This is a genomic window from Hymenobacter cellulosilyticus (genome assembly GCF_022919215.1).
Lineage (GTDB): Bacteria > Bacteroidota > Bacteroidia > Cytophagales > Hymenobacteraceae > Hymenobacter > Hymenobacter cellulosilyticus.
In genome coordinates this window covers 4,632,525-4,659,233 of the sequence record NZ_CP095046.1, presented here as the reverse complement: position 1 = coordinate 4,659,233, position 26,709 = coordinate 4,632,525, and the positions used below count along the sequence as shown (strand labels likewise).

Below are 26,709 nucleotides of genomic sequence, written 5' to 3'. Positions count from 1 at the left end.
GACAGACCACGCAGAAATTACCCAGCCAGCGTTGCCAGAAGGGCAGGCGGGGCTCTTTTTCAGGCATCATACATGGCAGGGTTAGCGGACATCGTACGGCTCAATCAGGTAGCAGCGGCTGCTGGCGCTGTAGTCGATGACCAGGGCTGTGTCGCCTTTGTGCAGCTCCGTGGCGGAGGCGGCCTTCACGTTCAGCACCAGCGTGTCGCCGTTGGTGCGCACCATCGCCTGGCCCAGGTGGCTTTGGGAGGCCGGCAGCAGTACCGTGCAGACTTTACCGATGGGGTTGCTGCCGCCGGCCTGATCTTTCTCGAAGGTGGCAAACAAGTGCACGAACGGTGTGGTCAGCACTTTGGCCACCAGCAGGCTGCCGATAAACAGGGGCAGGCAAAAGACGATGCCCAGCAGCCAGGACGTGTTGTGGGTGTAGTAGTTCACCAGAATGCTGCCCACCCACAGCGGCAGGGCCACGAAACTCAGAAACACCATCAGCGGCACCCGGCCCAGGTTGAAAAAGGCCAGCGCGTTGTTGAGCCAGGACACGCTCAGGTCGGCATCGTGGGGCAGGTCGTGGGTGCCGTGCAGGTCCAGCGTCTTAAAATCGAGGACCCCGATGATAACCGTGAGCCAGTACAGCAGCACGAAAATAAGGAAGCCCGTGGCCGGCAGATTAGGCGGAGAAACCGCCGCTTGTAGAAGTTCGGTCATAGGCATAGCTAGGGCAGCTTAAAGGTAGGAAAATTGCCGCGCGGGCCCACCCGGTAGCCCGGAACCTCGACCATTTTTAGTGCATACCAGCAAGCTAGCCTACTCGGGGCGGGAGCTCAAACCCAGCTTTTCCTTGAGAGCCAGCAAGTCGGCGGAGGCCTGCCCGGCGCTGCTCTGTTGCAGGGCCTTGTCGATTTCCTGGTCGACGGAGCGGCTTTCCTGGGCTATCTGCCCGTAGGATTCGGCCAGGGCTTCTTCGGCTGCTACCCGCTCCTTCATGCGTTCCAGCAAGCTCACCGTGCCCGAGGAGTCAATCTGGGCCAGCTGCTGGTTGATGGTCTTCGTGGCGGTGCTCACCGTGACGCGGGCCTTGAGCGTTTTGAGCTCATTCTCCCACTGACTGATGGTTTGCTTGAGCTGCTGCACGCTCTGATCGAGCTGAGCCGCCGAGGCCGCAAACTTCTCCTGGTCGGCGGCCGAGCGGGTGGCCTGGGCCTCGTTTTCCGTCTTTTTCAGCAGGGCCTCACTGGCTAGCCGGTCGGCCTCAGTTGTGGCCAAATCCCCTTTATGGGCCCGCTGCAGCAGGAGTACAGCCTTGTTTTCGTAGTCCATGGCCTTGGCGCGGAACGCTTCAGCCTCGTTGCGGGCCCGGATGACCATGGCCTTCACCTCGGCCAGGGCGTGCAGGCTTTTGTCGAGGTCCTGGCGCAGGTCGCGCAGGGCCTGTTCGGTCATTTTGATGGGGTCTTCCAGTTGGTTGACGGCGGAATGGGCTTCCGACTGCCCGATTTTGAAGAGGCGGCTAAGAATGTTCATGGCGGTTGGGCTACGGGGTTTAAGCTTTCGAAAAGGCAATCAGCTCGTCGCTGAATTCGCTCAGCAGCAGGGCCAGGGAGTTGAACACGGCTTCCAGTTCCGGCCGGTCGAGGTGCTCAAGCTGCAGCGTGTCGCGGAAGATGACCTTGCGGCCCGAGTCGTCGAGCACGAAGGCGCCGTGGATAATGTCGCGGTTTTTCTGGAGCAGGCGCTGGTACACCTCGCAGCTCGGGCCGGGCAAATCCAGCAGGTGCTGCTCCATAATCAGCAGGGGCTCCCCGCAGCCCAGCACCAGATGCTCAATGCCCAGCTCGGGGCGGCTCACTACCAGAATATTCGTGGCCGGGTCCTGGAAGTGGATGTCGAAGTCGAGTTCGAGTAAGTAGCGCTGGATTTTGGTAAAGTAGGCGTCGGCCATAGAAAGTACTGAGGTGAAAGAATAGGCAGAAGGTAGGAAAAGCGGAGCAGTAAGCGGGAACAGGTTTGCGCGGACGGCTAATGGCTCAAAAAAATAGCTGACTGATAGAAGTGGTTGGCGGTATTGTGGTAGTTTTACGGTGCAAGAGTACTCAAAGTTTTAGATGTGCTCAAGCTTTGAGCGAAATATATTTCCCTGCTATGTCCTACGTTGGCAAGAACATCCGCAAGATCAGAACGGTTAAAAAGCTGAGTCAGGCGGCTTTTGCGGAATTATTCGGCCTGGCCCGGCCCAGTGTAGGGGCGTATGAAGAAGGCCGGTCCGAGCCCAAAATGGAGACACTAATTCAGATTGCTCAGCATTTTGGCTTGTCCGTTGACCTGCTACTTACAAAAGAGCTGACGGTAAATGAGCTCTACCACTTTGATATTTTTCAGAAGGATGCGGCTCCCGCCCCAGCGGCCGTGCCCACGGCCAGCGCCGACCAGCAGGCCAACGTAACCCCTTTTGTACCCGCCGCCCGCCTGCTCGAATATATTGTGCAGCACCACAGCGCCGCTTTTCTCGACGCGCTGCCCCGCTTACGTTTCCCCACCAGCTGGGCCCGGCTACCCGGGCATTTGAAATAGTAGGCGCCGAAATGCAGCATCAGCAGCAGGGCCTGCGCCATCAGGACGTAATTCTGTGCCGCCGCGTAGACTTAGCCGCGCCCAACCTGCGGGTGCAGCGTATTTACGCCTTCGTAACCCAAAGCAAGCTGCTGGTGCGCCGCCTGGCCGAGCGAATCTCGGCTACTCACCTGCGGCTGCGGGCCGACAACCCTGACTACGGCTCCGAGGAATTCGCCCTGGAGCAGGCCCTGGAAATCTGGGAAGTGAAAGCCGTGTTTACCACCCATTTGCGGCCACCATCTACGATGGAAGAACGCCTCACACGCCTGGAGCGGCAGGTGGAAGAGTTGCTAACCCGCCTCAGTGAACAGGAAGACTAAGCCCAAACAAGGGTCAAATCGGCGGGAGTGCGGATATTTGCGCCCATGACTCCAACCACCACGTCCGCTCAGCCGGCAGTGCCGCCCGTTCTGAAGCTGCTGCGCCTGAAGTTTCGGCTGCTGGCGGCCTTCTCCACCACGGTTGCTTTTCAGTCGGCCTGGCGGCTGTTTACCACGCCCCGCCGGCTGCCGGTAAAAGCCTGGGAAGCCGCCGCACTGGCCGGGGCCCGGCGGTATGAGGTGCCGTTTGGCCAAGGCCAGCTGGTCGCCTACGAATGGAACCCGCAGGGGCACGGACCGTGCTGCTGGTGCACGGCTGGGAGCACCGGGCCAGCTTTTGGGGGCGTTTGCGCAGGGTTTGGTGGCAGCAGGCTACCGGGTGGTGGCTTTCGACGGACCCGCCCACGGCGCGTCCACCGGCCGGCGCACGACGCTGCCCATGTTCGGGGCCGCCATCCAGGCCGTTGCCGACCAGGCCGGGCCGATTTGGGGCGTTGTGGCGCACTCCTTTGGGGCTGCCGCCACGGCGGGGCTGCCGGTGCAGTTTAATGGAGAAGGACGGTTGCCGCGGCTGATGCTGCTGAGCGTGCCGGGCAGTACGCCGGCCGTGTTTCAGCGCTTTGCCGACCTGCTCCACCTGCCGGCCAAGGTGGCGGCCCGGATGGTGGAGTTTGCCGAAGCCCGGCACGGGCGCAGCTCCGAAAGCTACAGCCTGACCCAGGTGGGCCAGCAGGTACCGGCCGAGCGGGCCTTGCTGCTGCACGACCGCGCCGACGAAACCATACCCTTTAGTGAAGCGGAAGACATAGCCCGCAACTGGCCCGGCCTGGACTTCCGTCCCACCACCGGTCTGGGCCACAACCGCATCATGCGCGACCCAGCCGTCATTCAGCAGGCAATAGAGTTTCTGCAGCCCGAGTAGGCGCGGCCGAAACGTATGCACCCCACTATCATACGTGTCATTGCGAGGAGGCACGACGAAGCAATCCGTCCTCTGAAATGTGCTGAGCAACCCTAACTGAAAAGCCTTTTCTCGTTGCTACGGGAAAGGGCTTTCTGGTAATAGGCTGAGACTACCTTCGTAGAGGACGGATTGCTTCGTCGTGCCTCCTCGCAAGGACACAGGCACTGGTAGTAGCACAGCAACTCAAATCGTGTCGTGGCCTTCGGCGGCGAGCTGGCGGAGCAGGTCGCGCAGGCCCTCGGGGTCCTGGATGTGCTGCTCGACGCGCTGCAAATATTCGGCTTCGGCCCGCAGGTGGCGCTTTACCTGGCGCAGCTCGGCTTCCTGTTTTTTGCCGGTAGCGGCAAAGGCGTTGCTGGTGCCGTATTTGAGTTCATTCATGCGCTGCTTGAGCTCGTCCTGCTGCTGGCGCAGGGCCTGGGTGTAGCGGGTTAGCAGGTCTTCCGATTCGGAGTCGGGGCCGCCGGGCACGTGCTCCGAGAGCAGCTGCAGCAGCGTGTAGAGGTCATTGGCCTCGTAGGCCCGGGTGATTTGCTGCATCCGTACCGTCTTTTCCTGGGCCAGAACCGGGTCCCGCTCCAGGTCGGGGTGGTTGGCCCGGGCCAACTGCCGGTACAGGTTTTTAGTGTTGCCCAGCAGCTTCTGCTGTTCTTCCAGCGCCGCTTTTTCGGCGGCTTTGGCCTTCTTGCTCTTGCCTTGGCGCTTCGTCTGGCCGGGGTCGGGGTTGGCTTCCGCCCGGGGCTCCGGTTGCGGCCGTTCTTCGGGTTCCGCGGCCGTGCCCGACTTAGGAGCGTGGCGCTGCAGCACGTCGGCCACGTCTTCGCCAAACCGGTTTTGCAGGGACCTTGCGTTGCTCAGAATCAGCTCCTCCAGCTGCCGGTGCTCGGCGCGGCTGAAGTAGGGCAGAAGCAGGGCTTCTTCCAGAGGCGCAAATAAACCCCGGCGGGCGGCTACCACCGTTTGAGCCAAGGGGCCCACCTGCTGCCAGTAGCGGCGCCGGGCTTCGGCCTGACCTTCTTCCAACTCCCGCAGCCGTTCCCGCAGGTTTTCCACGTCCTGAATGGCCTGGCGGAATGCCTGCTGGGCGGGCGTACCAGGAGCCGCGGCCGGCGCTTGAACGGGGAGGGAGTTGGCGGCGGGCAGGTCGGTGGCGGGGTTATGCAGATTCATACGGCAAAGATACGGCGGGAAAACAGCGGCTACCCAAACAGCTCATACGCCACCCGAAACGTGTTGCAGTGGGCATCCACAATGTCGCCGATTCGCTCGGAATAGCCGCCGCCCATGCTCACAGCCACGGGTAGGCCGTGCCGCCGGCAGAGGCCCAGCACCAGTTCGTCGCGCCGACGGCAGCCTTCCCGGGTCAAACCCAGGTGGCCCAGTTTGTCGGTAGCCAGCACATCCACGCCGGCCTGGAAAAACACGAAATCAGGCTTTACGCGGTCCAGCAGACCGGGCAACGTTTGGGTCAAGAGCTGCAGATACCCCGCGTCGTCGAGGCCCAGGGGCAGGGCCACGTCCAGGTCCGACTGTTCTTTACGCAGCGGGTAGTTGGCCCCGGCGTGCATACTAAAGGTGAATACGCGCGGCTCGTGGCGAAAAATGCTGGCCGTCCCGTCGCCCTGGTGCACGTCCAGATCTACTACCAAGATTTGCCGGGCCAGCTGGTGGTGTAATAAGTGAGCGGCGGCAATGGCAATGTCGTTGAGCACGCAGAACCCCTCGCCGCGGTCGGCAAAGGCGTGGTGGGTGCCCCCGGCCAGGTTCAGGGCCACCCCGTCGTGCAGGGCCCGCCGCGCCGACTGCACCGTGCCGGCCGAGCTGCTCAGGGACCGTAGCACCAGCCGCTCGCTCTGCGGCAAGCCCAGTCGGCGCACCTCGGCGGCCGAAAGCTGCTGGTCACGCACTTTGTACCAATACTCCGGGGTATGCACCCGCAGCACGTCTTCTTCGGCGCATAGGCCCGGGTCGTAGAAATCGTGGGGTGGGGCAATGCCCTGCCAGAGCAGCTGCTCCCGAATCAGCTCATACTTGGCAATGGGAAAGCGGTGGCCGGCGGGCAGGTCGAGGGTATAGCGCTCAGAAGTGGCAAGGCAGGGCATAAAGCGGCGGCGGCGGCAAGGTGTTGTAAGCTGCCTGTACGATGATTCAGGGCCGAGCGGCCGGATAAACCCGCACCGGCCGTCCAACCGGCCCGGCGGACGCACCCCACCGGGTCGGCGCTTTTATTTTGCCTCTACAAACCCGGCTGACGTGTCCGGATCAATGGAAATAGACTGCATGCCCGGCAGCTGAGCCGCAACCAAAGCCCGCCAGCCTAGTACACTTCTAGGCACCGGTCCTCGGTGTCTGCGTTTCACTTTACCTTCTGCGCCATGTCTGCTTCCTTTTCCGACCCCACCGCCAACAACACCCAACTCGTCCGCTACAGCCTCGAACTGCCGGCCATGACCACGCCCGAAAGTATTGTCGCCGTACGGGAAGTACTCCAGGCCCAGAATCTGGTGGTCGACCAGATAACCGAGGGGCAGGCCCACGTGGCCTCGGCCACCGGCACCGAGCCCGACTGGCCCACGATCAAGCAGGCCCTGATCGATGCGGGCTTCCCCGTGACCCATACCCATACCATTGATGATTAAGCCTAGTTGATTGCGGAGGTTGTGCTGGTCGTTTAAAGTCAGCCTGCAGTAATTGCCACAGTTTTATCTGTTCTGCATTTAAAGCCGGTAGTGCTATTTAATTGCGGCGTTTTTTCTGGCTTTATTTCCAGCGCAAGTGAGTTGATTACTTCTAAATAGAAAAATATTTAAATTATTTTTCGAACTAATTTGGTGGATACAAAAACTCCCTCCATATTTGCATCACTCAACCACAGAAAAACAACTAAAACCATGTCGCGCCACTTTAACTACACCAGCAAGCAAGACGGTCTGAAGCCAGGGGCTTCCGCCTCGGTTCGGTATAGCTAAAGTAGCAGCAGGTTTTCTCTGATACTTCCGCCACCCGAACCCCAGAAGGTTCGGGTGGTTTGTTTTTCACCCCCTTTACGCTCTTCGGCCATGCATCTGTCAGCGGATTGCTTCCTCAACCAGCCCCAGTCCAAACGGCCCTTACGCCGGGAGTGGAATTGGTACGGCCGGGATTTTTTATCGAACGATTCTCGTAGGTAGATACTACGTGACTGATTCGTGAAAAAGGCCCGGCTTCTCCCAGAAACCGGGCCTTTTTCATATTATTTATTCGCTGAAAAATAATTTCCAGCGGCGTGGAAGAGGTATGCCTTTTAGGTTCTAATTAATTTAAATACTGCGTCGAATTTACGGCTTCCGTGAATTCATTTTCATCACTCTTTTAACAATTAAGTCATGTACGAAAGCTTCCGGATTCTACTCGCTACGCCTGCTATACCAGCCACAACTTCGGCTGATCTTTCAATCGGTAACCACCCTCGCGCAGGGAATTCAGCCCGATGTCTAACCGTCACAAACCCGTCCCCCATGCGGTCTGGGAAGCCCAGCAAGCCCGCATAGTTCTCTCCGCCGCCCGGCGTCTCGACTGGCGCCGCTGGCCACTCCGACAGCAAGTCGACTACCTCTTCTCGCTGGCTGGTCCGCTACCCGTAATCAATGCCCACCTGGGCGAAAATTCCCCGCTGACGGAGTTTTACCGTCACTGTATTCTCGAACAAAAAGACCCGCAGCGCAGTCAGTGCGCCGGACTGCTGCGCGGCCTGGCCGACAAGCGCACCGAACTGCTCTGGCGGGCTGAGCTGGCCCCGGCCCTGGCCGCCGTGGCCCGGTGCTTGCCGCGGCGCTGCCGGGAGTTGGCCGACTGGCAACCCCAGAGCCGCAACCCATTTCGGCAGCTGGAAAGCCTGGTGCGCCACCTTTTCGACCAGTACGGCGACGTGCCGGCCTGGGTGATTAGCTCCTGGACGGCCGGCCGCCTGCAAGACGGGCTGGATATTGCCAGCCTGACGGTGCATTTGGGTCAGGGAGAGGCCCTGCGCACATTTGCGGGGCTGCCGGTGCCGCTCACTCGCAAGATCGAGCACCATTTGCGCCTGGTCCCGGCGGGCTACACGTTTCTGCAGGCCCTGCGCTACGCCCAGCTGGCCAGCCGCGACCAGCTGCACTGGCTGGGCCCGGTGCTCGACTCCCGCCTGGGCCGCCACCTGGGCCGCGACGATGAGTTCTGGCTGCGGGTAGTCGACTTCTTTGCCGGCGCTCCCATGGTCGACCCCTACCAGCTGGGGCCCGTCTGCGACTGGATTCACCAGAAGCGCGCGGTGGGCATCGGCGACGAGCCGGCCCAACCGGGCTTCTCGCTTAAAGGCCGCTCCATGGCGAGTGTACTGACGCAAACGGCGCAGTGGCACCGCCAGCTCGTGCGGGCCCCGCACCGGCAGCCCGAAGCCAGCCTGACGCTGGCTACTACCTGGGTGCCCTTGCCTGTGCCTGACTTTTCCGGGGGCGGCAAGTGCCCGGTGCGCATCACCCAGCTGCGCACCTACGGGGAGCTGATCCACGAAGGCCGCACGTTGCGGCACTGCGTGGCGTCGTATCTGGACTCCTGCCGGCGGGGGCGCAGCGCCATCTTCTCCTTATCGCTCAACGGCACCCGTACCGTGACGCTGGAAGTGCAGGCCAACCGCACCGTGGTGCAAGCCCGGGGCCTGTTCAACCGCCGCCCCAACGATGAGGAAGGCGCCTGGATTCAGCGCTGGGCCGCCGATAACCGCCTGCTGGTGCCCAAGCACTTGCTCAACTAAGTAATTCGGCAACGGGCTCTACGGCGCAAAACTCACCCTTTCACCATCTCACCGCCTCATGCGCTTCAATCTACCCTTCCGCAAAGCCAAAACCGTCCTCAACCACGAAGGGGCGGCTGCTTATACGCTTACGCCCCAGCTGGAGCTGTACGCGGCCGTAGCCACGGCCGCCCTGAGCGACCAGTTCTACGAAAAAGCCGACACCCGCCTGCAGCGCCTGCGCGAGCTGGTGGCCCGCAACGACCCCGAGTTTGTGGCCCGGCTGGCGGTGTATGCCCGTGAGCAGCTCTACCTGCGCACCGTGCCCTTGGTCCTGACCGTGGAGCTGGCCCGCCTGCACCGCGGCGACAGCCTGGTAAGCCGCCTGGTAGCCCGGGTGGTGCAGCGCGCCGACGAAATTACCGAGCTGCTGGCTTACTACGCCCGAGCCAAGGAGCGGGAAGGGGTGAAAACCCTCAACCGCCTCTCCAAGCAGGTGCAGAAAGGCCTGGCCCTGAGCTTCAACCGTTTCGATGGCTACCAGCTGGCCAAGTACGACCGGGCCGGGCAGGTGCGCCTGCGCGACGCCCTGTTCTTGGTGCACCCCACGCCCGGGACGCTGAGCAGCAGGCCTTGTTCGACCAGCTCGTGCACGACACGCTGCCCACGCCCTACACCTGGGAAACTGAGCTGTCGGCAGTGGGTCAGCAAGCCTTTGCCTCGCCGGAGGAGCGCGCGGCAGCTTTTCGCACCGTGTGGGAAACCCTGATTACCAGCGGCAAGCTGGGCTACATGGCCTTGCTGCGCAACCTGCGCAACATCCTCGAAGCCGACGTGTCGGCTCAGGCAGTAGAGAAGGTGTGCGCTACGCTGAGCAATGAGCAGGCCGTGGCCCGGGCCAAGCAGCTGCCTTTCCGCTTTCTGGCCGCCTACCGCGAGGTGCTGGTTTTGAAGTCGGGCTACGTGGCCCTGGTACTAGAAGCCCTAGAAACGGCCATTGCGCACAGCGTAGCCAACCTGCGCGGCTTCGATACCAGCACCCGCGTGGTGGTGGCCTGCGACGTGTCGGGCTCGATGCAGCAGCCGGTGTCGGCCCGCAGCAAAGTGCTGCTCTACGACGTGGGCCTGGTGCTGGGCATGCTCCTGCAGAGCCGTTGCAGTTACGTAGTCACCGGCATGTTCGGCGACACCTGGAAGCGCCTGAGCCTGCCCGGGGCCGGACCCTGCAAAACGTGCAGGAGTTCTACCGCCGCGAAGGCGAAGTAGGTTACAGCACCAACGGCCACCTGGTCGTGCAGGACTTGCTGCAGCGCCGCGAGGTGGTGGATAAGGTGATGATTTTCACCGACTGCCAGCTCTGGAACAGCACCGGCGACGGTGGCACCCTGGCCCAGGCCTGGCTAGACTACCGCCGCACAGTGGCTCCCCAGGCCCGGCTCTACCTCTTCGACCTGGCCGGCCACGGCTCGGCGCCCCTCGAAGTGCGCGAAGGCCACGGCGTAGCGCTGATTGCCGGCTGGTCGGACAAGGTGTTTGACGTGCTGCAGGCCCTGGAAAACGGCGGCTCGGCCCTGACCGAAATTGAAAAAATAGACCTGTAGGAGGGAGGCTGCCCAGCCAACTCTTCTTCGAAATAAACCAACTCTGCGACCCTGCAAGCGGCACGGGGCGGCGGCAATCCGGCCGCTGCTCCCGCCCCACGGAAGTCCGTAATATTCCTGCCCCGTTTATGAACCGCGAACAACGTCAACAACTGGCCCGCCTCACCCTCGATGCCCTGGAAACCGGCTGCTACCACACGGCAAACGGTACTGAAGTCAGCATCGGGGCCTGGCAACACGCTGCCGCGCAAGGCAGTCTGCTCTACCGGCCGGCGGACGCTGCCGCGGTGGGGCAGGAACCCGGACCCGCCGCTGGTGCTCCCGCCGAAGTGTGCGTGTACCAAGCTACTACGCTCGAAGCCGCTGCGGCCCTGAGTAAGGAGTTCTCCCGCGTCGGGGTGCTCAACTTTGCTTCGGCCCGCAACCCCGGTGGGGCTTTCTGGGTGGCAGTCAGGCCCAGGAGGAAAGCCTGGCCCGCTCTTCGGGGCTGTATCCGTGCCAGCTGCTGTTTCCGGAGATGTACCAGCACAATGCCCACCTCAACGGCCTCTACAGCGACTACGCCATCTACTCGCCCGGCGTACCGGTGCTGCTCGATGATGCCGGCCGCTGGCTCCCCGAGCCCTACCGCGTCGACATTATTACCTCCCCGGCCGTGAATGCCGGGGCCTTACGGCGCAACTCCCCGGAGCTCTTGCCCGAGCTGCTGCCCACCATGCAGCGCCGCATCCGGCAGGTGTTGGGCATGGCCGCCCGTCACGGCTGCGAGGCACTGGTGCTGGGGGCCTGGGGCTGCGGCGTGTTCGGCAACGACCCGGCGCAGATTGCCCGGCTGTTTGCCGAAGCCCTGGCCCAGCCCGGCTGGCGCACCTCGTTCCAGCGCCTCGATTTTGCCATCTTCGACCCCCAGCCCCCGCACCCCGTGCTCCGGGCGTTTGAAGCCGAGCTGGCGAGTCTCACCCTTAACACCGTCTGACTCTCATGTCTTACCTAACCACCTAAAAATACCTAAAGTCGGGGGCCTAAATGCCGGGCCAAACGGGTCAAGCCTGCCTCCGACTACTGGGTAATTAGCCTTCTGGCAAGGTGCCGTAGCCGGGCGTTACTTCGGGCTGGTTTTCAGGCCGCCATATTACGGCGGTTACGGGTTCGATTCCCGCCGGGTCTGCTTCGGCAAGCCCGGGAAAACACTCGCCGGGCGTCTGCTGCCCCTGCCTTAGGTTGAAACCAATAAGCAAACTATCCCGCCGGGTGTCGTCGGGAAGCGTTCCTTCGGGTCGCGGGTTCGAGTCCCGCCCTGCGCCGGCTGCTGCCCGTGCACGTAGCTCAGCTTGGTAGAGCAGAATGGCTTCGGCCGCGCTTCCCTTTGTTACCCCGGTTGGGCCATTTGTATCTGTTCTTTTTCGGGTGCCGTAGGGGCGCAATCCTTCGTTCTCAATTGACACCGAAAGGCGTGCGGGTTCAACTCCCGCCTCGGGCCAGCCGGCTGCGAGTGGCGGAATGTAGACGCATCAATCAGCAGGGCGCCCCGCCTGTTGCCCCGAAAGCAAAGCAGACCAATACCTCGTTGGGTGCCGTAGCCTAGCCATACTTCGCACTTTTAATGCCCGGGTCGGGGGTTCGAATCCTTCTCGTGCTGCTTCGGCGGCACGGTAGCTCAGCTGGTCAGAGCACGATTAGTGGCTGGGCGCCTAGTTGCCCCAACGAGTTTGTTTTTACTGTTTACCAGGTGCCGTCGGAAGGCGTTACTTCGGCGATTCTTAGGAAGAGCGGGTTCAACTCCCGCACCCCGCCGCTTCGGTTGCGGGTGCTGCCTTGGTTACGGTAGCAATAACGCCCTCCACTTGTTGTCCTGGTCAGCAGTTCGTTTTTCGGTAGTGGTGCTGTAGGGCAGCCTTACTTCGCTTGGGGCGCTGGGGTCGGAGGTTCAAGTCCTTCCTGCCGTAAGGCAGTAGCTCAGTTGGTTAGAGCACAGTATAGAGGCTGCCCGCCTTGTAGCCCACTACCGGAGCCGGGCCGGAAACGGTGTCGTCGGGTAGTATTCCTTCGTTCTGAAAAATACGCCCTCGGACTACCCACCATATCACCCGTTTCCTCCGTCTGGCAACTGCTTTTCCGGCCCGGATGCCGTACGGCCGCGCTCCTTCGACCTGTCCCGTCGGGTAGTCCGCAAGTACTCCCACTATGGCGCGGCCGGCCCGTTGCTCCGGTTCGGACTAGCTTTTTCAATTCATAAAACGCGGCCGGCGGCGGCACCGAAATGTGGGTGCCGCCGCCTTACTGCCGGCCGTTTTTCCTTCAACTTCACGTCTTCGGACTACACTTGTATGGCCCAACAACTACGCGGCAACGACCTTCGGCAGCTTGGCTTCCCCGAAGGCCGTGCCATCGGGCTTGCCCTGGCGCAACTGCAGCGCAAGCACCTCAAGAAACTTTCCCTCACCGACCAGCTGGCCCTGCTTCAGCACCTGCTCACCGCACCCGCGAGTTTGCCACCCACCTCGACTGGAGCCACGTGGCCGCTGCCCTGCTGCCGCCCCGTCCCGCCACATCGAGCTGGTGGCCCGCAAGCCCTACGCCCTCTACGGGGCCGAGCACATCGAGCCCGGGGCCCTGCACCAGATGGACACGGCCATGAAGCTGCCCGTGACCGTAGCCGGCGCCCTCATGCCCGACGCCCACCACGGCTACGGCCTGCCCATCGGGGCGTGCTGGCTACTGATAATGCCGTGATTCCCTACGCCGTGGGCGTCGACATCGGGTGCCGCATGGCGCTGTCGGTGTTTGCTTTGCCGCCCAAGTTTCTGAGCCAGCGGGTGCAGGAATTGCAGAAACTGCTGCTCGACAACACCCGCTTCGGCAACCGCACCGGCTTCGACCGGGGCAAGAAGCTAGGCCACGAAGTGCTGGAAAGTGACACCTTCCAAGCCGTGCCCTTCCTGCGCAACAAGCAGGCTACGGCCGCCGAGCAAATCGGCACCTCGGGTTCCGGCAACCACTTCGTCGAGTTCGGCGTGGTCGACATCACCGACCCCACCAACGAAATGGGTTTGGCCGTGGGGCAGTACGTGGGTCTGCTCAGCCACTCCGGCTCCCGCGGCCTGGGCGCTTCGGTTGCCAACCACTACACCAAGTTGGCCATGGAAAACTGCCAGCTGCCCAATGAGGCCAAGCACCTAGCCTGGCTGGGCCTTGATAGCGAGTTGGGCCAGGAATACTGGGCCGCCATGACCCTGGCCGGCGACTTTGCCTCGGCCTGCCACCACCAGATTCACCACCGCCTGGCCAAAGCCCTGGGCGAGCGGCCGTTGGCGAAAGTGGAAAACCACCACAACTTCGCCTGGAAAGAACGAATGGCCGATGGCCGTGAGGTTATCGTGCACCGCAAGGGCGCTACGCCGGCCGGCCGGGGCGTGCTGGGCATCATTCCCGGCTCCATGACGGCCCCCGGCTTTATCGTGCGCGGCCGGGGCGTGGCCGAGTCCCTGGGCTCGGCTTCCCACGGCGCGGGCCGGCTTATGTCGCGCACCCGGGCCAAGCAGGAGCTCGGTGAAGCCCAGGTACGCCAGTACCTCAGAGACCACGACGTGGTGCTGCAGGGTGGGGGAGTGGACGAGGCGCCCATGGCCTATAAGGACATCCACGCCGTGATGCAAAGCCAGCAGGAGCTGGTGGATGTGCTCGGCTCCTTCACGCCCAAAATCGTGCGTATGGACGGCGCGTAAATCTGTTGTTTGATTCGAAAGAGGCCCCACCTGGGGCCTCTTTTTTTGCCTAAACTCCGACGTATAGCTACACAAACCCCGCTGTGCGGATTCGCAAATCCCGACTTGTGGTTCCAACGATTCGCGGTATGGTTTCGGTGGTCCGCGGTCCGGTCTTAACGATTCGCGGCCTGGTCTCAGCGGTCCGCGGTCTGGATTACGTCGTCCGCGGTGTGGTTTTAGAGCTCCGCGGCTTGGTCACATACGTCCGCGGTATAGATTTGGTGGTCCGCGGTAAGAATTCACGGTTTCGCGGTATGGTTTCACCGTTTCGCGCTCTGCACTCTGCTGTAGTACACGGCTGAACCGCCGTGTAGGACGGAAAACAACCTTTCGCGCCTGCCAGCTCCCGGGTATACGCTGGGCGGACAGTGCTGCAAACGCCGGCCAGAATTGGCTTGGCAATAGCAAAAAGAATGGCAAATATACTTGTGTAGTTAAATGGCTACGCGTATACTTGTAGCCACATAGCTACACGATGAATCTACGCCGCGACGCCTTCCAGGCCCTGGCCGACCCCACCCGCCGGGCCATTCTGCTGCTGCTGGCTTCCCAGTCGCTGACGGCCGGGGCCATTGCCGCCAGCTTCGACACGGCCCGGCCCACCGTATCCAAGCACCTGCAGATTCTGACCGAGTGCGAGCTGCTCACCCAGGAGCAGAAAGGCCGGGAAATGTATTACCACCTCAACCCGGTCGGCATCAAAGCCATAGCCGACTTCATCGAGCCCTTCCGCCAGATGTGGGACGAGCGGTTCAATAAGCTGGAAAGCATTCTGAAAGAGCGGCAGGCCAAACCCACGGAATAAGATGGAGCCCAAAACCCGCATCAGCGCCGAGGACAACCGGCAGGACCTGCTCATCACCCGCACCTTCGACTTGCCGCTGCCCCTGCTCTTCACGGCCTACACCGACCCCGCCATCATCGAGCAGTGGATGGGCACCAAGGTGCTCAAGCTGGACAACCAAAAGCACGGCAGCTGGCAGCTTGAAACCACCGACGAGCAGGGGCAGGTGGTATTCCGGGCCGGGGGCGTCATCCACGATTTTATTCCCGACCAGAAAATCACCCGCACCTTCGAAATCGAAAATGCCCCTTCGGGCCCCAGCTGGAATTTCTGGAGTTCGAAAGCCTGCCCAACGACACCAGCCGGCTCCGCATGCACATCATCTACCGCTCGGTGGCGCAGCGAAACCAACAGCTGCAGCTGCCCTTTGCCAAGGGCCTTAATAGCGCCCACAACCGCTTGCAGGATATCGTCAGCAAACTAAACTAGCGCTCCGCCATGCGCACGAAAGCCAAAATAGTTTACTGGGTGGCCACGGGTTGGCTGGCCCTAGGCATGCTGTCCAGCGGCATCATGCAGGCCCTGCAAATCAAGGCCGAAACGGATTTTATGACCAACCTCGGCTACCCGGCCTACTTTGCGGTACTCCTCGGGGTCTGGAAAATTCTGGGGTTCTAGCCCTGCTCGTGCCGCGGTTTCCAGTTTTGAAAGAGTGGGCGTACGCAGGCTTTTTCTTTGCCATGTCGGGCGCCGTCTGGTCCCACCTGGCCACCCAGGCGCCCATAACCGAGCTTTTTCCGGCCCTGCTGCTGCTGACCCTGACGGTCCTCTCGTGGTATTTCCGTCCCGCCGATAGAAGAATCGTGGCCCTTACCTACCCGGCAACATGAGCGCAACGGCGGACTTCTATTTCACGGATGGCTGCGGGCGTTGCGCCCTGGTCAGCACCCCGCCTGCAACGTCCACACATGGCAGGCAGAGCTGCGCGAGCTACGGGCCCTGGTGCTCGGTTGCGGCCTTACGGAGGAAGTGAAGTGGGGAGTGCCCTGCTACACCTTCCAGCACCGGAACGTCGTTCTGCTCCACGCCTTTAAGGAGTATTGCGCCCTCAACTTCTTCGCCGGCGCCCTGCTCACCGACCCGCAAGGCCTGCTGATTCAGCAAACCGAAAACGTGCAGGCCTCCCGCCAGATCCGGTTTACCAACGCCCAGGAAATAGCCCGGCTGCAGTCCGTTTTGCAAGCGTATATCCGGGAAGCAGTGGAAATAGAAAAAGCAGGCCTAAAAGTTACTTTCAAGCCTACCTCGGAGTTTGCCCTGCCCGAAGAGCTGCAAAGTGCCCTGGCCGATAACGCCGCGCTGAGGGCTGCTTTCCACACCCTGACTCCCGGCCGGCAGCGGGGCTACCTGCTCTATTTTGCGGCCCCAAACAAGCCAAAACCCGGGCGGCGCGAATTGCGAAATACACCCCACACATCCTCCGGGGCAAAGGCCTGCACGACTAAGCACATCGAAGCATTTTATCTGCTCCGCCTGCCATGCCGAGTTGAAGTATTTCACTTCTCATTCCACCTGTCATCCTGAGCTTTTGCGAAGGAACTTCCTCGCCTGAGTGACCAGGATTATTCAACGTGCCAAAGCCCTCTGCCGCTAATCTGGTAAAGGGCTTTGGTACGTTGGTACAACCCGTAGTAAGGTAGGAGAGGCAGGCCCTTCGTCTCCGCCTCAGGATGACAAACGAAATAATTGCCGTTTGCAAAGTTTCTTTGCCTCGCCCAACCTGCTTTTTCGGTAACCTCCTTACCTGCTTATGCCTACTTCATCCATCGTCTGCTTCGGCGAAATCCTCTGGGACGTGCTGCCCACCGGCCGGCAGCCCGGCGGCGCCCCATGCAACGTGGCCGTGCACCTGCAGCAGCTCGGCGTGCCGGCGCAGCTTATCAGCCGCGTCGGTCAGGATGAGCCGGGCGCTGAGCTACTCGGCTTCGTGGCTGGCAAAGGCCTGAGCACCGCCCACCTGCAGCGCGACTCTACCCACCAAACTGGCATCGTGCGGGCTAACGTAACCGATGCCCACGAGGTGACTTACGACATCGTGCACCCCGTCGCCTGGGACTTTATGCAGCCCGCAGTGGGCCTCGATACGCTCGTTTCCGACGCGGCTATGTTTGTCTTCGGCAGCCTAGCGGCCCGCAGCCCCGCCACTCGTGAGACACTTTATAGCCTGCTGGAGCACGCTTCGTTCCGGGTGTTCGACGTCAACCTGCGCCCACCGCACTACACCCGGGAAGTGGTGGAATATCTGCTGCAGAAAGCTGAGCTGGTGAAAATGAACCACCACGAGCTGGCCGAAATCCGGGCTTGGTTTGGCCCCGAAACCGACCCGGCCACCGCCATGCAGCAGCTGGCCGAGCACTTCCGCTGGCAGGCCCTGTGCGTTACCTGCGGGGCCGAGGGCGCCCTACTCTGGACCAATAAGCAGCTCTACCGCGCCCCCGCTGCGCCCGTCGAGGTGCAGGACACCATCGGCAGCGGCGACGCCTTTCTGGCCGCTCTGCTTCAGGGCTGGCTGGCCGGTCGGGAGCCCGGCGAGGCTCTGCGCTTTGCCTGCGCCACCGGTGCCTTGGTCGCCACCCGCCCCGGTGCCACGCCCGCCTTCACCGCCGCCGACGTGCAGCAGTTACTGGCTGGGTCGTCCTCTTAAACGACCCGCTTGGGGCCACAATGCAGATTCATGGTTGAGCCGTTATGCAACCAGCATATTCTAATCTTGGGATATCTGCTACTTTTAGGCAACCAACCACATGCCCTGCCACCATGAGCAACCTGATTCAGTTCGTCTCCAACCACGACGACCTGTCCACTGACAAAGGCTTCCAGTTTAAGTTTTACTGCGACAAATGCCGCAATGGCCACATGTCGCGCTTTCACCCCAACAGCATCGGCATTGCCGGGGAGCTGATGCGGGCCGCCGGCAGCCTGTTTGGCGGCCACTTCCACGACGCCGGCAACGCGGCCTACCACGTGCAGCGCGCCATCGGGGGCAAGGCCCACGACGCGGCCCTGGAAAAAGCGGTGCAAGAAGGCAAGCAGCACTTCAAGCAATGTACCCGCTGCGGCCACTGGGTGTGCCCCGACGTATGCTGGAACCACAAGGCTGGCCTCTGCGAAGACTGTGCCCCGATGAGCACGAGGAGCTGGCCTCCCAGCAGCGGCAGGCCGCCAAAGAGCAGATTTACACCAAAACCCGCGCCCAGGACTACACCAACAACCTGGACTTTCTCAACAAAGGCGCCGTCGTGCAGTGCAATAATTGCCAAACCACCCTCGACGCCAACAAGAAGTTCTGCCCCGAGTGCGGCACACCCAACGTGGCGGCCCAAACCAAGGAGAAATTCTGCGCCGACTGCGGGGCCAGCGTCAAGCCCGGCCAGCGCTTCTGCGCCGAGTGCGGCAAGCCCCAGTAGGTGAGATGGTGAGATAGTGAACTGGTGAGTTGACGTTCAGCTAACCCGTGTCATTGCGAGGCCCAGCCAAAGCAATCCGTCCTCTACGAAGCTACTCACTCGCCTTTTACCAGAAAGCCCTTTCTCGTTAGCTACGGGAAAGGGCTTTCTGCTGTACCGCGAAGCTTTACTTCGCGAGGTGTTGACCGATATTGTTTGACCGGCATGGTACTGTCTACCTCACTTGCGCCGCCCCCAAAGCTTTGTGAGTCAAGAAAGTTTGTTGCTAGCAGAGGACGGATTGCTTCGTCATGCTTCCTCGCAATGACAGAGGATATTGAACAGCAAACTCACCACTTCACCATTTCACCATTTCACCTCAACCATAACCCCACACCCGAATCCGCGCTACAACCTAGCTCCACCCATTTCTCCCGGCTATGTCCAAGCAAACGGTGCGCGGCAACGACCTGCGCAAGATTGGTTTTCCCGAAGGCCCCGCCATTGGCCGCGCCCTCGACGTGCTGGCCGACCGCCAGTTCAAGAAGCTCGACAAAGGCAGCGCCCTGGCTTTGCTCCAACAAATTCAGGCCGACCCCTACAAATATCTGCGTGACGAAACCTGGCGCGACGTGGCCAAGGAACTCGTGCCCCAACCTGATAAAAACGTGGGCCTCAACCCCGAAATCAAGGACTACCGCCGCTACGGCGAGGAGTTCATCGAGGACGGGGCCCGCAAGCAAATGGACACCGCCATGCAACTGCCCGTCACCATCGACGGGGCCCTCATGCCCGATGCCCACCAGGGCTACGGCCTGCCCATCGGCGGGGTGCTGGCCGTCGACAACGCCGTCATTCCCTACGGCGTGGGCATGGATATCGGCTGCCGCATGGCCTTGTCGGTGTTTCCGCTGCCCGAGCATGAGCTCTACCAGCGGACCAAGGAGCTGCGCAACATCATTCTGGCCAATACCCGCTTCGGTAGCAAGTTCAGCGCCTTCGATAAGAAAATGGACGACGCCATTTTCGAGCGGCCCGAGTTCAAGGAAATAGCCGTGCTGCGGGGCAAGCGCCAAACCGCCGTCGACCAAATAGGGACCTCGGGCTCGGGCAACCATTTTGTCGAGTTCGGGGTGGTCGACATTACCGACCCCGACAACGAGCTAGACGTGCCGCCGGGCAAATACCTGGGCCTGCTCACCCACAGTGGCTCCCGGGGCCTGGGCGCGGCCGTGGCCCAGCACTACACCAAGCTGGCCATGAACGTTTGTCCCTTGCCGCCCGAAGCTCGCCACCTGGCCTGGCTCAGCCTCGACTCCCAGGCCGGGCAGGAATACTGGGCGGCCATGAACCTGGCCGGCGACTACGCCTCGGCCTGCCACGACCAGATTCACCGCCGCATCAGCCGGGCCCTGGGCGAGAAGCCGATGGCCAAGGTCGAAAACCACCACAACTTCGCCTGGCGCGAAACCCTCTCCGACGGGCGCGAAGCCATTGTGCACCGCAAGGGCGCCACGCCGGCCGGCAAGGGCGTGCTGGGCGTAATTCCCGGCTCGATGACGGCCCCGGCTTTATCGTGCGCGGCCGCGGGGAGCGGGATTCGCTGCAGTCGGCTTCCCATGGGGCTGGGCGGCGCATGTCGCGGGGGCAGGCCATGAAAACCCTGAAGGAAGGCGACGTACGGCGGGAGCTCAAGGACCACGGCATTGAGCTCATGGGCGGCGGCCTCGACGAAGCGCCCATGGCCTACAAAGACATTCACCAAGTCATGGCCCACCAGCGCGACCTGGTGGATGTGCTCGGCTCCTTCACGCCCAAAATCGTGCGCATGGATGCCGGCAGCAAGGGCGGTAAAGGCGGCGAGTAAATGCAGTGAAATTCGTACGAAGAGGCCCGCCCGAAGCAGTTTCGGGCGGCCCTTTTGAATTTACGCTCTATTGCTTTCGGGAATCAGCTGTTTCAACCGAACGCAGGAAGTCCTGCACGATGGTTGCAAACCGTTCGGGCTGGTCCAGGTGGAGCGCGTGGCCCGCTTCCCTGATGTGCTCAACTTGCAGCTCCGGATTAAGACTCCGCAGCTCTTCGGCCACCGCCGGGGAAACCACGCCTTTGTCCGCACATACGAGCAGCGTTGGCAGGGTAATGGCCCGCACGACTTCTGCGTAATCGGGGTTCGGGGCCTGAGCACTTCGAATGCCCGCGGGCTGGTTTGGAGCCGGGCCCGTGCGAACAGCTCCAGGGTCTGCGCCGACCGGGTAGGGTGGCGGACCCGTGCTTCGGCCACTAGTTCATTTACTGACCGGGTAAGCAGCTTCCGGTGCTGGTCGGCTACGTCGCTTTCCCAAACCTCACGCTGAACGGTCGGGCTCAGAAAGGTTGGGTCAGCCAGGATCAGGCCCCGGAGCAGCGCCGGGGTTTGACGGGCTACTACGGCGGCAGTCATTCCGCCCATGGAGTGCCCTAACAGAAACACAGGGGGAAGCTTCAGGGCCGTTATCAACCCGGCAATGTCGGCCGCGTGGTCTTCGTACCTGTAGCCATAATCTGGAGCACTTGACTGCCCATGGCCCCGGGCATCGGGCATGATGACGTCATATTCCTGCTCCAACGCCTGGGCCAGGCTGGTCCAGCACAAGCCATTGGTCATCAAGCCATGAAGCAGAAGCAACGGTGGCTTGTTGCCCCCGGTTCTGGTATAGTGAAGGGCAATGCCGTTCGAGTCGCAGACTGCTGATTGCCAGTGGCTCATTAGTAGTGCGTTAGATGTGGGGTAAACCGGGGAACTGCTATTCTTCCTCAGCCGCGTTTTTAAGCTTACTCAGCAGCGAATAGGCCCCGTCGGTGGCGTAGCGGGCTCCGGCGGCCGCGCCGGGCAGCAGTACTTCGCTGTAGCCGTCGGCCTGCTCGCCGCGGCGCACTTCCAGCATCCGAAACACCTGCTGCTTGGCCGAGGACGATTCGAGCCGAAACACGTACTGCTTGCCTTCGTAGTCGACCACGGCCTTGTCGGGCAGGGCGGGCACGCGGCGGGCCGAGGTTTCGACCACGGCCCGCACAAACATGCCGGGCAGCAGGCTGGGGTCGTTTTCCCGGTCGAGGTGGCCGTGTACGCGCACGGTGCGCTGCTGGGCATCCACGGTGCGCCCGATCAGGTAGACACTGGCCGTGCGTTCGGCGCTGCTGTCGTTGGGCAGGGTAAAGCGGATGCGCTGGCCCGGGCGCAGCAGGGGCACATCCTTTTCAAACACGGTGAGTTCCACGTGCAGGTGGTCGGGGTCGACGAGCTCAAACAGGGTTTCGGTGGGCGTCACGCTCTGGCCCACCGTCACGTTTACCGCTTTCACAAACGCATCCTGGGGGCCCGCAGCGTGGCCGTAGACACGATGGGCCTACGACCGGCCGGCAGCCCGGCCAGGCGCAGGCGGGCCAGCTGCCCGGCGGCCTGGGCCTGCAACGCGCCGTACTCGGCCTGGGCCCGCTGCAGGTTTTTGGCCGGGGCCACTTCTTCCTTCACCAACTCCCGCTGCCGGGCCAGCTCGGCCCGGGCGTAGGTGAGCTGGCTCTGGGTTTCGAGGTAGCTCTGCTGCAGCTGAATAAACTCCGGATTCCGAATCACGGCTAGCACCTGCCCCTTGCGCACCCGGGTGCCCTGCAGCAGCGAAGTGCTTTCCACAATGCCCCCAGCGGCGCACTCACGGCCACCAGCTGATCCGGCGGCACGTCGAGCACCCCGTTTACTTTCAGCCCTTCGCCCAGCACTCGGGGCGTCAGAACCGCCGTGCGGATGCCGGCCAGCTGCAGCTCCTCGGCCGTCAGCGTGACCTGGTCGGTGGGCGGCTCGGCAGCTTCGGTAGCAGCGGCCGGCGCGTCGGTTTCGGCCGTGGGCTGGTCGGGGCTTTGGCAGCTGGCACCGGCCAGGGCCAGCAGAATCGGGAGCGTTTTGGTAGTAGAATTCATGGGAAGGAAAGCAACGCGGCGACCCGCTTACTCGGCGGGGCTGAGCAGGAAGTCGAGCTCAATAACGGTTTGGTTGTGTTGGAGCAGGGCGTCGAGGTAGTCGGTGCGCAGGCGCAGGGCGCGGTCCAGGCTGAGCAGGTACTCCGAGTAGTTGGTTTCCCCAGCTTTGAAAGCCTTGGTAGCCACGCGGGTAATGACGGCGGCCTGGGGCAGGCCGGTTTGCTCGTAAAACGCTAGGCGCTGCTGCTGCTCGGCGTGCTGGGTGAGCAGGGTTTCAAGGCGGCCGGCCAGCTCGGCCCGGTAGCGGCTGTGGCTCGTAGCCGCCACTTGTTCCTGCAGCCGGGCCGCCTGCACCCGGGCCTTCTGCGGACCCGGCACCAGAGGCACCGCCACCGTGGCCTGCACGCCGTGAAATCGGTCGGCGACCCCGTAATTGCGCGTGACGCCGTCCACCACCTGCGGCCCAATCAGGGACTGGTTGAAGTAGCCCACGCTCAGGCCGGGCTTGCCCTGGGCCTGCACGGCCCGGGTTTCGGCCTGGGCGGCGGCTACCTGCTGCTGGACCACCTGGAGCAGGGGGCTGCCGAGCAAGGCGGCCGTGTCGCCGGGGGCTACGGTTACCTTGGGCGTCAGGAGCGTTAGGATGCTGTCGGCCACAGTGACGGGTGCCGGGCGCTGAAGCAAGGTCTGGAGTTGGCGGACGGCCACCTGGTACTCGGTGCGGGCCTGGGAGAGGCGCAGGCGGGTTTCGCCCTGCTGTACCAAGGCCGAAGCCACTTCCAGCCGGGCCGTTTCGCCGGTGCGGAAGCGCAGCTCAGCGGCCCGTACGAAGGCCGTGTACAGGCTGTCCTGGCTGCGCAGGGCCCGCAGGCGGTGCCGGGCGTGCACGGCTGTTTCGTACTGCTGGCGCACCTGCCGGGCTACGTCGGCCCGGGCCAGCGCCAACTGTTGTTGCTGGGTACCTACCTGGGCCCGGGCCAGCTCGGTGAGGGCGCGGTAGTAGCCCGGCCAGGCCAGGGGCTGGTTGATGGTAAACTGATTGTCGTTCTGCAGAGAGTTGTACTGTCCGTAGCTGCCCTGAATGGTGGTGCGGCCCACGTCCCGGGCGGCCCGGGCGCTGGCCTGCTGGGCTTCGAGCTGCTGCTGGGCCCCGAGAACCGTGCCGCTGCCGGCCAGGGCCGCCGACACGGCCTGGGTGGCGTTCAGGGTTTCTCCGCCCGCACGGGCCGGGGGCTGGGCCCGGGCAACACTCGGCAGCAACGCCAAGCCCAGCAGAACCAGCCCGCTAAGCAGGCCGGGCGAGGCCGGGCGGGGTGGGGTAGGGCGGCGGTTGGCGGTCCAGGTTTCTTCCAGGTAATACAGCACGGGCAGCACCAGCAAGGTCAGCAGCGTGGCCGTAACCAGTCCGCCGATAACGACCGTGGCCAGGGGCTTCTGCACTTCGCCCCCGGCCGAGCTGGATAAAGCCATGGGCAGAAATCCCAACGAAGCCACGGTGGCCGTCATCAGCACGGGGCGCAGGCGCACGTGGGTGCCGGCCAGGATGCGGGTGCGCAGATCTGTCACGCCCTCGGCCCGGAGCTGGTTGAAGTAGCCGATCAGCACAATGCCGTTGAGCACGGCCACCCCGAACAAGGCAATAAAGCCCACCCCGGCCGAAATGCTGAACGGCATGCCCCGCAGCCACAAAGCCAGCACCCCGCCGATGGCCGACAGCGGAATGGCCGTAAAGATCATAACGGCCTGGCTCACGGAGTGAAACGTGGCGTAGAGCAGCAGGAAAATCAGCAGCAATGCCACTGGCACGGCCAGCAGCAGCCGGGCCCGGGCCGACTGCAGATTCTCGAACTGCCCGCCGTAGGAAACGTGGTAGCCTGGGGCCAGCTTCAGCTGCTGACTGAGGCGCTGCTGGGCCTGCTCTACCACGCTTTCCACGTCGCGGCCCCGCACGTTGAAGCCCACCACGATGCGGCGTTGGGCGTCGTCGCGCTGAATCTGGCTGGGCCCCGACACCAGGGACACCGCGGCCACCTGTTCCAGCGGAATCTGGCGGCCGTCGGGAGTGGCGACGAAGAGCTGGCGCAGGTTGCTGATGTCCTGGCGGGCAGCTTCCCGCAGGCGCACTACCAGGTCGAAGCGGCGCTCCTGCTCAAATACCTGGCCCGCCACCTGCCCGGCAAAGGCTGTTTGCACCGTGCGGTTCACGTCGGCCACGGTCAGGCCGTACTGGGCCAGCTGGTCGCGGTTGATACGCACCACCAGCTGGGTCTGGCCCGTGGCGCGCTCCACGTACAGGTCGGTGGCCCCGGGCAGGGAGCCTACCAGGTGACCTACCTCCCGGGCATAGTCGTCGAGCTGCTGCAAATCTTCCCGAAGATCTTGATGACGACATCCTGCTTGGCCCCGAAATCAATTCGTTGAAGCGCATCTGAATCGGCTGCTGAAAGCCGAAGGTAACGCCGGGAATGGTGCTCAGGCGAGCGGCCATTTTCTCGGCCAGCTCCTCGCGGTTGTCGGCCGAAGTCCAGTCGTCCCGGTCCTTGAGCACGATGATAAGGTCGCAGGCTTCGGGCGGCATGGGGTCGGTAGGAATTTCCGAGGAGCCCACCTTGGCCACCACTTCCTTGACTTCGGGAAAATGCTTGAGCAGCAAGCCGGCCGCCTGCTGGGCCTTCTCGGCGGTATAGGTGATGGAGGAGCCCGGCAGCACCCGGGTTTCGACGGCAAAGTCGCCTTCCTCCAGGGTCGGAATAAACTCGCCACCCAGGGAGTGAAACAGCAGCGCCGCGCCCACCAGCAAAGCCAGGGCCGCGCCCAGAATCAGCGTTTTGGCGTCGTCCAGGGCCCAGGCCACCACCCGCTGGTAGCGCCCGGCCAGCTGGTCCAGGATACGGTCGGAAAAGCCCTGCCGGGCGGTCTGCCGGCTTAGGGCCAGGGCGGCCATCATGGGCACGTAGGTTAGGCTCAGGATAAAGGCGCCGAGAATGGCGAAGCCCACCGTCTGGGCCATGGGCCGGAACATCTTGCCCTCGATGCCGCCCAACGCCAGCAGGGGCAGGTACACAATCAGGATGATGATTTCACCAAAGGCAGCCGAGGAGCGAATGCCGCTGGCGGCCTGGTACACCTCGGCGTCCATGTCGGCCGGGGCCAGGGGTTCCTGGTTGGGGCGGGGCGGCAAGGTGGCAATGCGGTGCACAATGGCTTCGACGATAATCACGGCCCCGTCCACAATGAGTCCGAAGTCGATGGCGCCCAGGCTGAGCAGGTTGCCCGACACGCCGAAGAGCCGCATCATGCCCAGGGCAAAAAACATGGCCAGCGGAATCACCGAGGCCACCACCAGGCCCGCCCGCCAGTGCCCCAGAAATAAGACCAGCACGAAAATCACAATCAGCGCGCCCTCGGCCAGGTTCTTCGACACGGTGCCGATGGCCTGGTCCACGAGCTTGGTGCGGTCCAGAAACGGCTCGATGACCACGCCCTCGGGCAGGGTCTTTTGGATGGTAGCCATGCGCTGCTTGACGGCCTGAATGACGGCCGAGGAGTTGGCGCCCTTGAGCATAAGCACCAGGCCGCCCACCACTTCGCCATCCTGGTTGCGGGTCAGCAGGCCGTAGCGCACGGCGTGCCCGAAGCCCACCTGGGCCACGTCGCGCACCAGAATAGGCACGGGCGTGGCCGGACCGGGCGCCCGCACCACCATGCGACCCACGTCGTCGAGGGAGGCGGCCAGGCCTTCGGTGCGGATGAAATAGGCCGTCGGGCTCTTGTCGATGTAGGCCCGCCGGTGTTCTGGTTGTTCTGTTCCAGGGCGTTGTACACCTCGGCCACCGTCACGTTGAGGCTGCGCAGACGCTCCGGGTCCAGGGCCACCTCGTACTGTTTTACGAAGCCCCCGAAGCTGCTCACCTCGGCCACGCCCGGGGTGCCCAGCAGCTGCCGGCGCACGAGCCAGTCTTGCAGCGTGCGCAGCTCGGTGCCCGAGTATTGGTGCTTGAAGCCGGGCTTGGTGTGCAGCACGTACTGGTAGATTTCGCCCAGGCCGGTGGTGACCGGGGCCAGCTCGGGCGTACCGGTGCCGGGCGGAATCTGCCGCTCGGCCTCGCGCAGGCGCTCGGCCACTTGGGCCCGGGCCCAGTACACGTCGGTGTCGTCGGGAAACACGATGGTCACGACCGACAGTCCGAAGCGGGAAAAGGAGCGCACTTCCTCCACGCCCGGAATGGTAGCAATGGCCTGCTCCACGGGGAAGGTCACGAGGCGCTCCACGTCGGGGGCACCCAATGACGGGGACTGGGTGATGACCTGCACCTGGTTGTTGGTGATGTCGGGCACCGCGTCGATGGGTAGGTGCAGTACCGAGTAGCTGCCCCAGGCCACCAGGGCCAACGTCAGCAGGCCGATGAGCAGCTTGTTGTGAATGGAAAAGTGAATGATTCGGTCGAGCATGGGAGCTGCGCGGAAGAGAAATCAACGGAAAGAAGCTGGGCGGGCGGCACGCGCA

27 protein-coding genes and 4 pseudogenes are annotated in these 26,709 nt (G+C 62.8%); 19 read left to right on the top strand and 12 right to left on the bottom strand.

Annotation, left to right across the window (positions count from 1 at the left end; translation table 11 throughout):
* Positions 1-81: 81 nt before the first annotated feature.
* From MUN79_RS22990 to MUN79_RS22980, 3 genes are all read right to left on the bottom strand, one after another.
* The gene (locus tag MUN79_RS22990; protein ID WP_244674860.1) at positions 82-708 is read right to left on the bottom strand and encodes a hypothetical protein; all 627 of its coding nucleotides are present in this window, start codon (positions 706-708) and stop codon (positions 82-84) included.
* Positions 709-807: 99 nt separating this feature from the next.
* Positions 808-1,524, bottom strand: coding sequence for a PspA/IM30 family protein (locus MUN79_RS22985; protein ID WP_244674859.1), 717 nt, complete (start codon positions 1,522-1,524; stop codon positions 808-810).
* A 19-nt stretch (positions 1,525-1,543) separates the two neighbouring features.
* Complete coding sequence (locus MUN79_RS22980; protein WP_244674858.1) at positions 1,544-1,942, bottom strand: type III secretion system chaperone family protein; 399 nt, start codon at positions 1,940-1,942, stop codon at positions 1,544-1,546.
* A gap of 200 nt (positions 1,943-2,142) precedes the next feature.
* Here MUN79_RS22980 and MUN79_RS22975 point away from each other — a divergent pair, with 200 nt between their 5' ends.
* The 3 genes from MUN79_RS22975 (at position 2,143) to MUN79_RS22965 (ending at position 3,855) form a co-directional block, all read left to right on the top strand.
* The gene (locus MUN79_RS22975; RefSeq protein WP_244674857.1) at positions 2,143-2,571 is read left to right on the top strand and encodes a helix-turn-helix domain-containing protein; all 429 of its coding nucleotides are present in this window, start codon (positions 2,143-2,145) and stop codon (positions 2,569-2,571) included.
* 11 nt (positions 2,572-2,582) lie between these two features.
* Positions 2,583-2,933: a S24 family peptidase gene (locus MUN79_RS22970; protein ID WP_244674856.1), complete on the top strand. Its 351-nt coding sequence runs from the start codon at positions 2,583-2,585 to the stop codon at positions 2,931-2,933.
* A gap of 337 nt (positions 2,934-3,270) precedes the next feature.
* Positions 3,271-3,855 (top strand): alpha/beta fold hydrolase, encoded by a 585-nt coding sequence (locus MUN79_RS22965; protein WP_244674855.1) that lies wholly within the window; start codon positions 3,271-3,273, stop codon positions 3,853-3,855.
* Positions 3,856-4,080: 225 nt separating this feature from the next.
* On the opposite strand, the gene MUN79_RS22960 is transcribed toward MUN79_RS22965, so the two are convergent.
* Together MUN79_RS22960 and MUN79_RS22955 are read right to left on the bottom strand one after the other, a co-directional pair.
* A complete protein-coding gene (locus MUN79_RS22960; protein ID WP_244674854.1) occupies positions 4,081-5,067 on the bottom strand; it encodes a hypothetical protein in 987 nt (328 codons plus the stop codon).
* A gap of 29 nt (positions 5,068-5,096) precedes the next feature.
* The gene (locus tag MUN79_RS22955; protein WP_244674853.1) at positions 5,097-5,999 is read right to left on the bottom strand and encodes a histone deacetylase family protein; all 903 of its coding nucleotides are present in this window, start codon (positions 5,997-5,999) and stop codon (positions 5,097-5,099) included.
* A gap of 273 nt (positions 6,000-6,272) precedes the next feature.
* Between MUN79_RS22955 and MUN79_RS22950 the strand changes: the two genes are divergently transcribed.
* The 13 genes and pseudogenes from MUN79_RS22950 to MUN79_RS22890 all read left to right on the top strand — a co-directional run bounded on the left by MUN79_RS22950 (position 6,273) and on the right by MUN79_RS22890 (position 17,503).
* Complete coding sequence (locus MUN79_RS22950) at positions 6,273-6,536, top strand: hypothetical protein (protein ID WP_244674852.1); 264 nt, start codon at positions 6,273-6,275, stop codon at positions 6,534-6,536.
* Between the two features lie 830 nt (positions 6,537-7,366).
* Complete coding sequence (locus tag MUN79_RS22945) at positions 7,367-8,668, top strand: PcfJ domain-containing protein (RefSeq protein ID WP_244674851.1); 1,302 nt, start codon at positions 7,367-7,369, stop codon at positions 8,666-8,668.
* A gap of 58 nt (positions 8,669-8,726) precedes the next feature.
* Positions 8,727-9,416 carry a TROVE domain-containing protein gene (locus MUN79_RS22940; protein ID WP_244674850.1) on the top strand — a complete coding sequence of 230 codons (690 nt, stop codon included), beginning with the start codon at positions 8,727-8,729 and terminating at the stop codon, positions 9,414-9,416.
* Entirely contained in the window at positions 9,347-9,913 is a 567-nt protein-coding gene (locus MUN79_RS22935) for a TROVE domain-containing protein (RefSeq protein ID WP_244674849.1), read from the top strand. Before MUN79_RS22940 ends, MUN79_RS22935 begins: the two co-directional genes overlap by 70 nt.
* A complete protein-coding gene (locus MUN79_RS22930) occupies positions 9,880-10,248 on the top strand; it encodes a hypothetical protein (protein ID WP_244674848.1) in 369 nt (122 codons plus the stop codon). The genes MUN79_RS22935 and MUN79_RS22930 overlap by 34 nt, the downstream gene beginning before the upstream one ends.
* Before the next feature lie 128 nt (positions 10,249-10,376).
* Positions 10,377-11,224 (top strand): annotated as a pseudogene (locus MUN79_RS32070) (TIGR02452 family protein).
* Positions 11,225-12,612: 1,388 nt separating this feature from the next.
* On the top strand, positions 12,613-12,981 hold the full coding sequence (locus MUN79_RS22920; protein ID WP_244674847.1) for a hypothetical protein: 369 nt from the start codon (positions 12,613-12,615) through the stop codon (positions 12,979-12,981).
* Positions 12,957-13,973 (top strand): RtcB family protein, encoded by a 1,017-nt coding sequence (locus MUN79_RS22915; RefSeq protein ID WP_244674846.1) that lies wholly within the window; start codon positions 12,957-12,959, stop codon positions 13,971-13,973. The genes MUN79_RS22920 and MUN79_RS22915 overlap by 25 nt, the downstream gene beginning before the upstream one ends.
* A 517-nt stretch (positions 13,974-14,490) precedes the next feature.
* The gene (locus MUN79_RS22910) at positions 14,491-14,820 is read left to right on the top strand and encodes an ArsR/SmtB family transcription factor (protein WP_244674845.1); all 330 of its coding nucleotides are present in this window, start codon (positions 14,491-14,493) and stop codon (positions 14,818-14,820) included.
* Between the two features lies 1 nt (position 14,821).
* Positions 14,822-15,283 (top strand): SRPBCC family protein, encoded by a 462-nt coding sequence (locus tag MUN79_RS22905; RefSeq protein WP_311136571.1) that lies wholly within the window; start codon positions 14,822-14,824, stop codon positions 15,281-15,283.
* Positions 15,284-15,297: 14 nt separating this feature from the next.
* A pseudogene (locus MUN79_RS32065) lies at positions 15,298-15,689 on the top strand (DoxX family protein).
* 40 nt (positions 15,690-15,729) lie between these two features.
* A complete protein-coding gene (locus tag MUN79_RS22895; RefSeq protein WP_311136568.1) occupies positions 15,730-16,383 on the top strand; it encodes a YdeI/OmpD-associated family protein in 654 nt (217 codons plus the stop codon).
* A 226-nt stretch (positions 16,384-16,609) separates the two neighbouring features.
* Positions 16,610-17,503: a carbohydrate kinase family protein gene (locus tag MUN79_RS22890; protein ID WP_244674844.1), complete on the top strand. Its 894-nt coding sequence runs from the start codon at positions 16,610-16,612 to the stop codon at positions 17,501-17,503.
* On the opposite strand, the gene MUN79_RS22885 is transcribed toward MUN79_RS22890, so the two are convergent.
* On the bottom strand, positions 17,500-17,904 hold the full coding sequence (locus MUN79_RS22885; RefSeq protein ID WP_244674843.1) for a hypothetical protein: 405 nt from the start codon (positions 17,902-17,904) through the stop codon (positions 17,500-17,502). The genes MUN79_RS22890 and MUN79_RS22885 overlap by 4 nt on opposite strands.
* 35 nt (positions 17,905-17,939) lie before the next feature.
* On the opposite strand from MUN79_RS22885, the gene MUN79_RS22880 reads away from it, so the two are divergent.
* The 3 genes from MUN79_RS22880 to MUN79_RS30335 all read left to right on the top strand — a co-directional run bounded on the left by MUN79_RS22880 (position 17,940) and on the right by MUN79_RS30335 (position 20,112).
* Complete coding sequence (locus tag MUN79_RS22880; RefSeq protein WP_244674842.1) at positions 17,940-18,266, top strand: zinc ribbon domain-containing protein; 327 nt, start codon at positions 17,940-17,942, stop codon at positions 18,264-18,266.
* A gap of 419 nt (positions 18,267-18,685) precedes the next feature.
* Entirely contained in the window at positions 18,686-19,903 is a 1,218-nt protein-coding gene (locus MUN79_RS22875) for an RtcB family protein (protein WP_311136567.1), read from the top strand.
* Positions 19,822-20,112 carry an RtcB family protein gene (locus tag MUN79_RS30335; RefSeq protein ID WP_262922925.1) on the top strand — a complete coding sequence of 97 codons (291 nt, stop codon included), beginning with the start codon at positions 19,822-19,824 and terminating at the stop codon, positions 20,110-20,112. The genes MUN79_RS22875 and MUN79_RS30335 overlap by 82 nt, the downstream gene beginning before the upstream one ends.
* A 67-nt stretch (positions 20,113-20,179) precedes the next feature.
* Here MUN79_RS30335 and MUN79_RS22870 read toward each other — a convergent pair whose 3' ends face one another.
* From MUN79_RS22870 to MUN79_RS22845, 6 genes and pseudogenes are all read right to left on the bottom strand, one after another.
* On the bottom strand, positions 20,180-20,398 hold the full coding sequence (locus MUN79_RS22870; RefSeq protein ID WP_244674841.1) for an alpha/beta fold hydrolase: 219 nt from the start codon (positions 20,396-20,398) through the stop codon (positions 20,180-20,182).
* Positions 20,399-20,430: 32 nt separating this feature from the next.
* Positions 20,431-20,994: pseudogene (locus MUN79_RS32060) on the bottom strand (alpha/beta fold hydrolase); the annotation flags it as partial.
* 37 nt (positions 20,995-21,031) lie between these two features.
* A complete protein-coding gene (locus MUN79_RS22865) occupies positions 21,032-21,589 on the bottom strand; it encodes an efflux RND transporter periplasmic adaptor subunit (RefSeq protein ID WP_244674840.1) in 558 nt (185 codons plus the stop codon).
* On the bottom strand, positions 21,586-21,918 hold the full coding sequence (locus tag MUN79_RS22860) for an efflux RND transporter periplasmic adaptor subunit (protein WP_244674839.1): 333 nt from the start codon (positions 21,916-21,918) through the stop codon (positions 21,586-21,588). Before MUN79_RS22860 ends, MUN79_RS22865 begins: the two co-directional genes overlap by 4 nt.
* Positions 21,864-22,202: a hypothetical protein gene (locus MUN79_RS22855; protein WP_244674838.1), complete on the bottom strand. Its 339-nt coding sequence runs from the start codon at positions 22,200-22,202 to the stop codon at positions 21,864-21,866. Before MUN79_RS22855 ends, MUN79_RS22860 begins: the two co-directional genes overlap by 55 nt.
* A 27-nt stretch (positions 22,203-22,229) precedes the next feature.
* Positions 22,230-26,654, bottom strand: a pseudogene (locus MUN79_RS22845) (CusA/CzcA family heavy metal efflux RND transporter).
* Between the last annotated feature and the right edge of the window lie 55 nt (positions 26,655-26,709).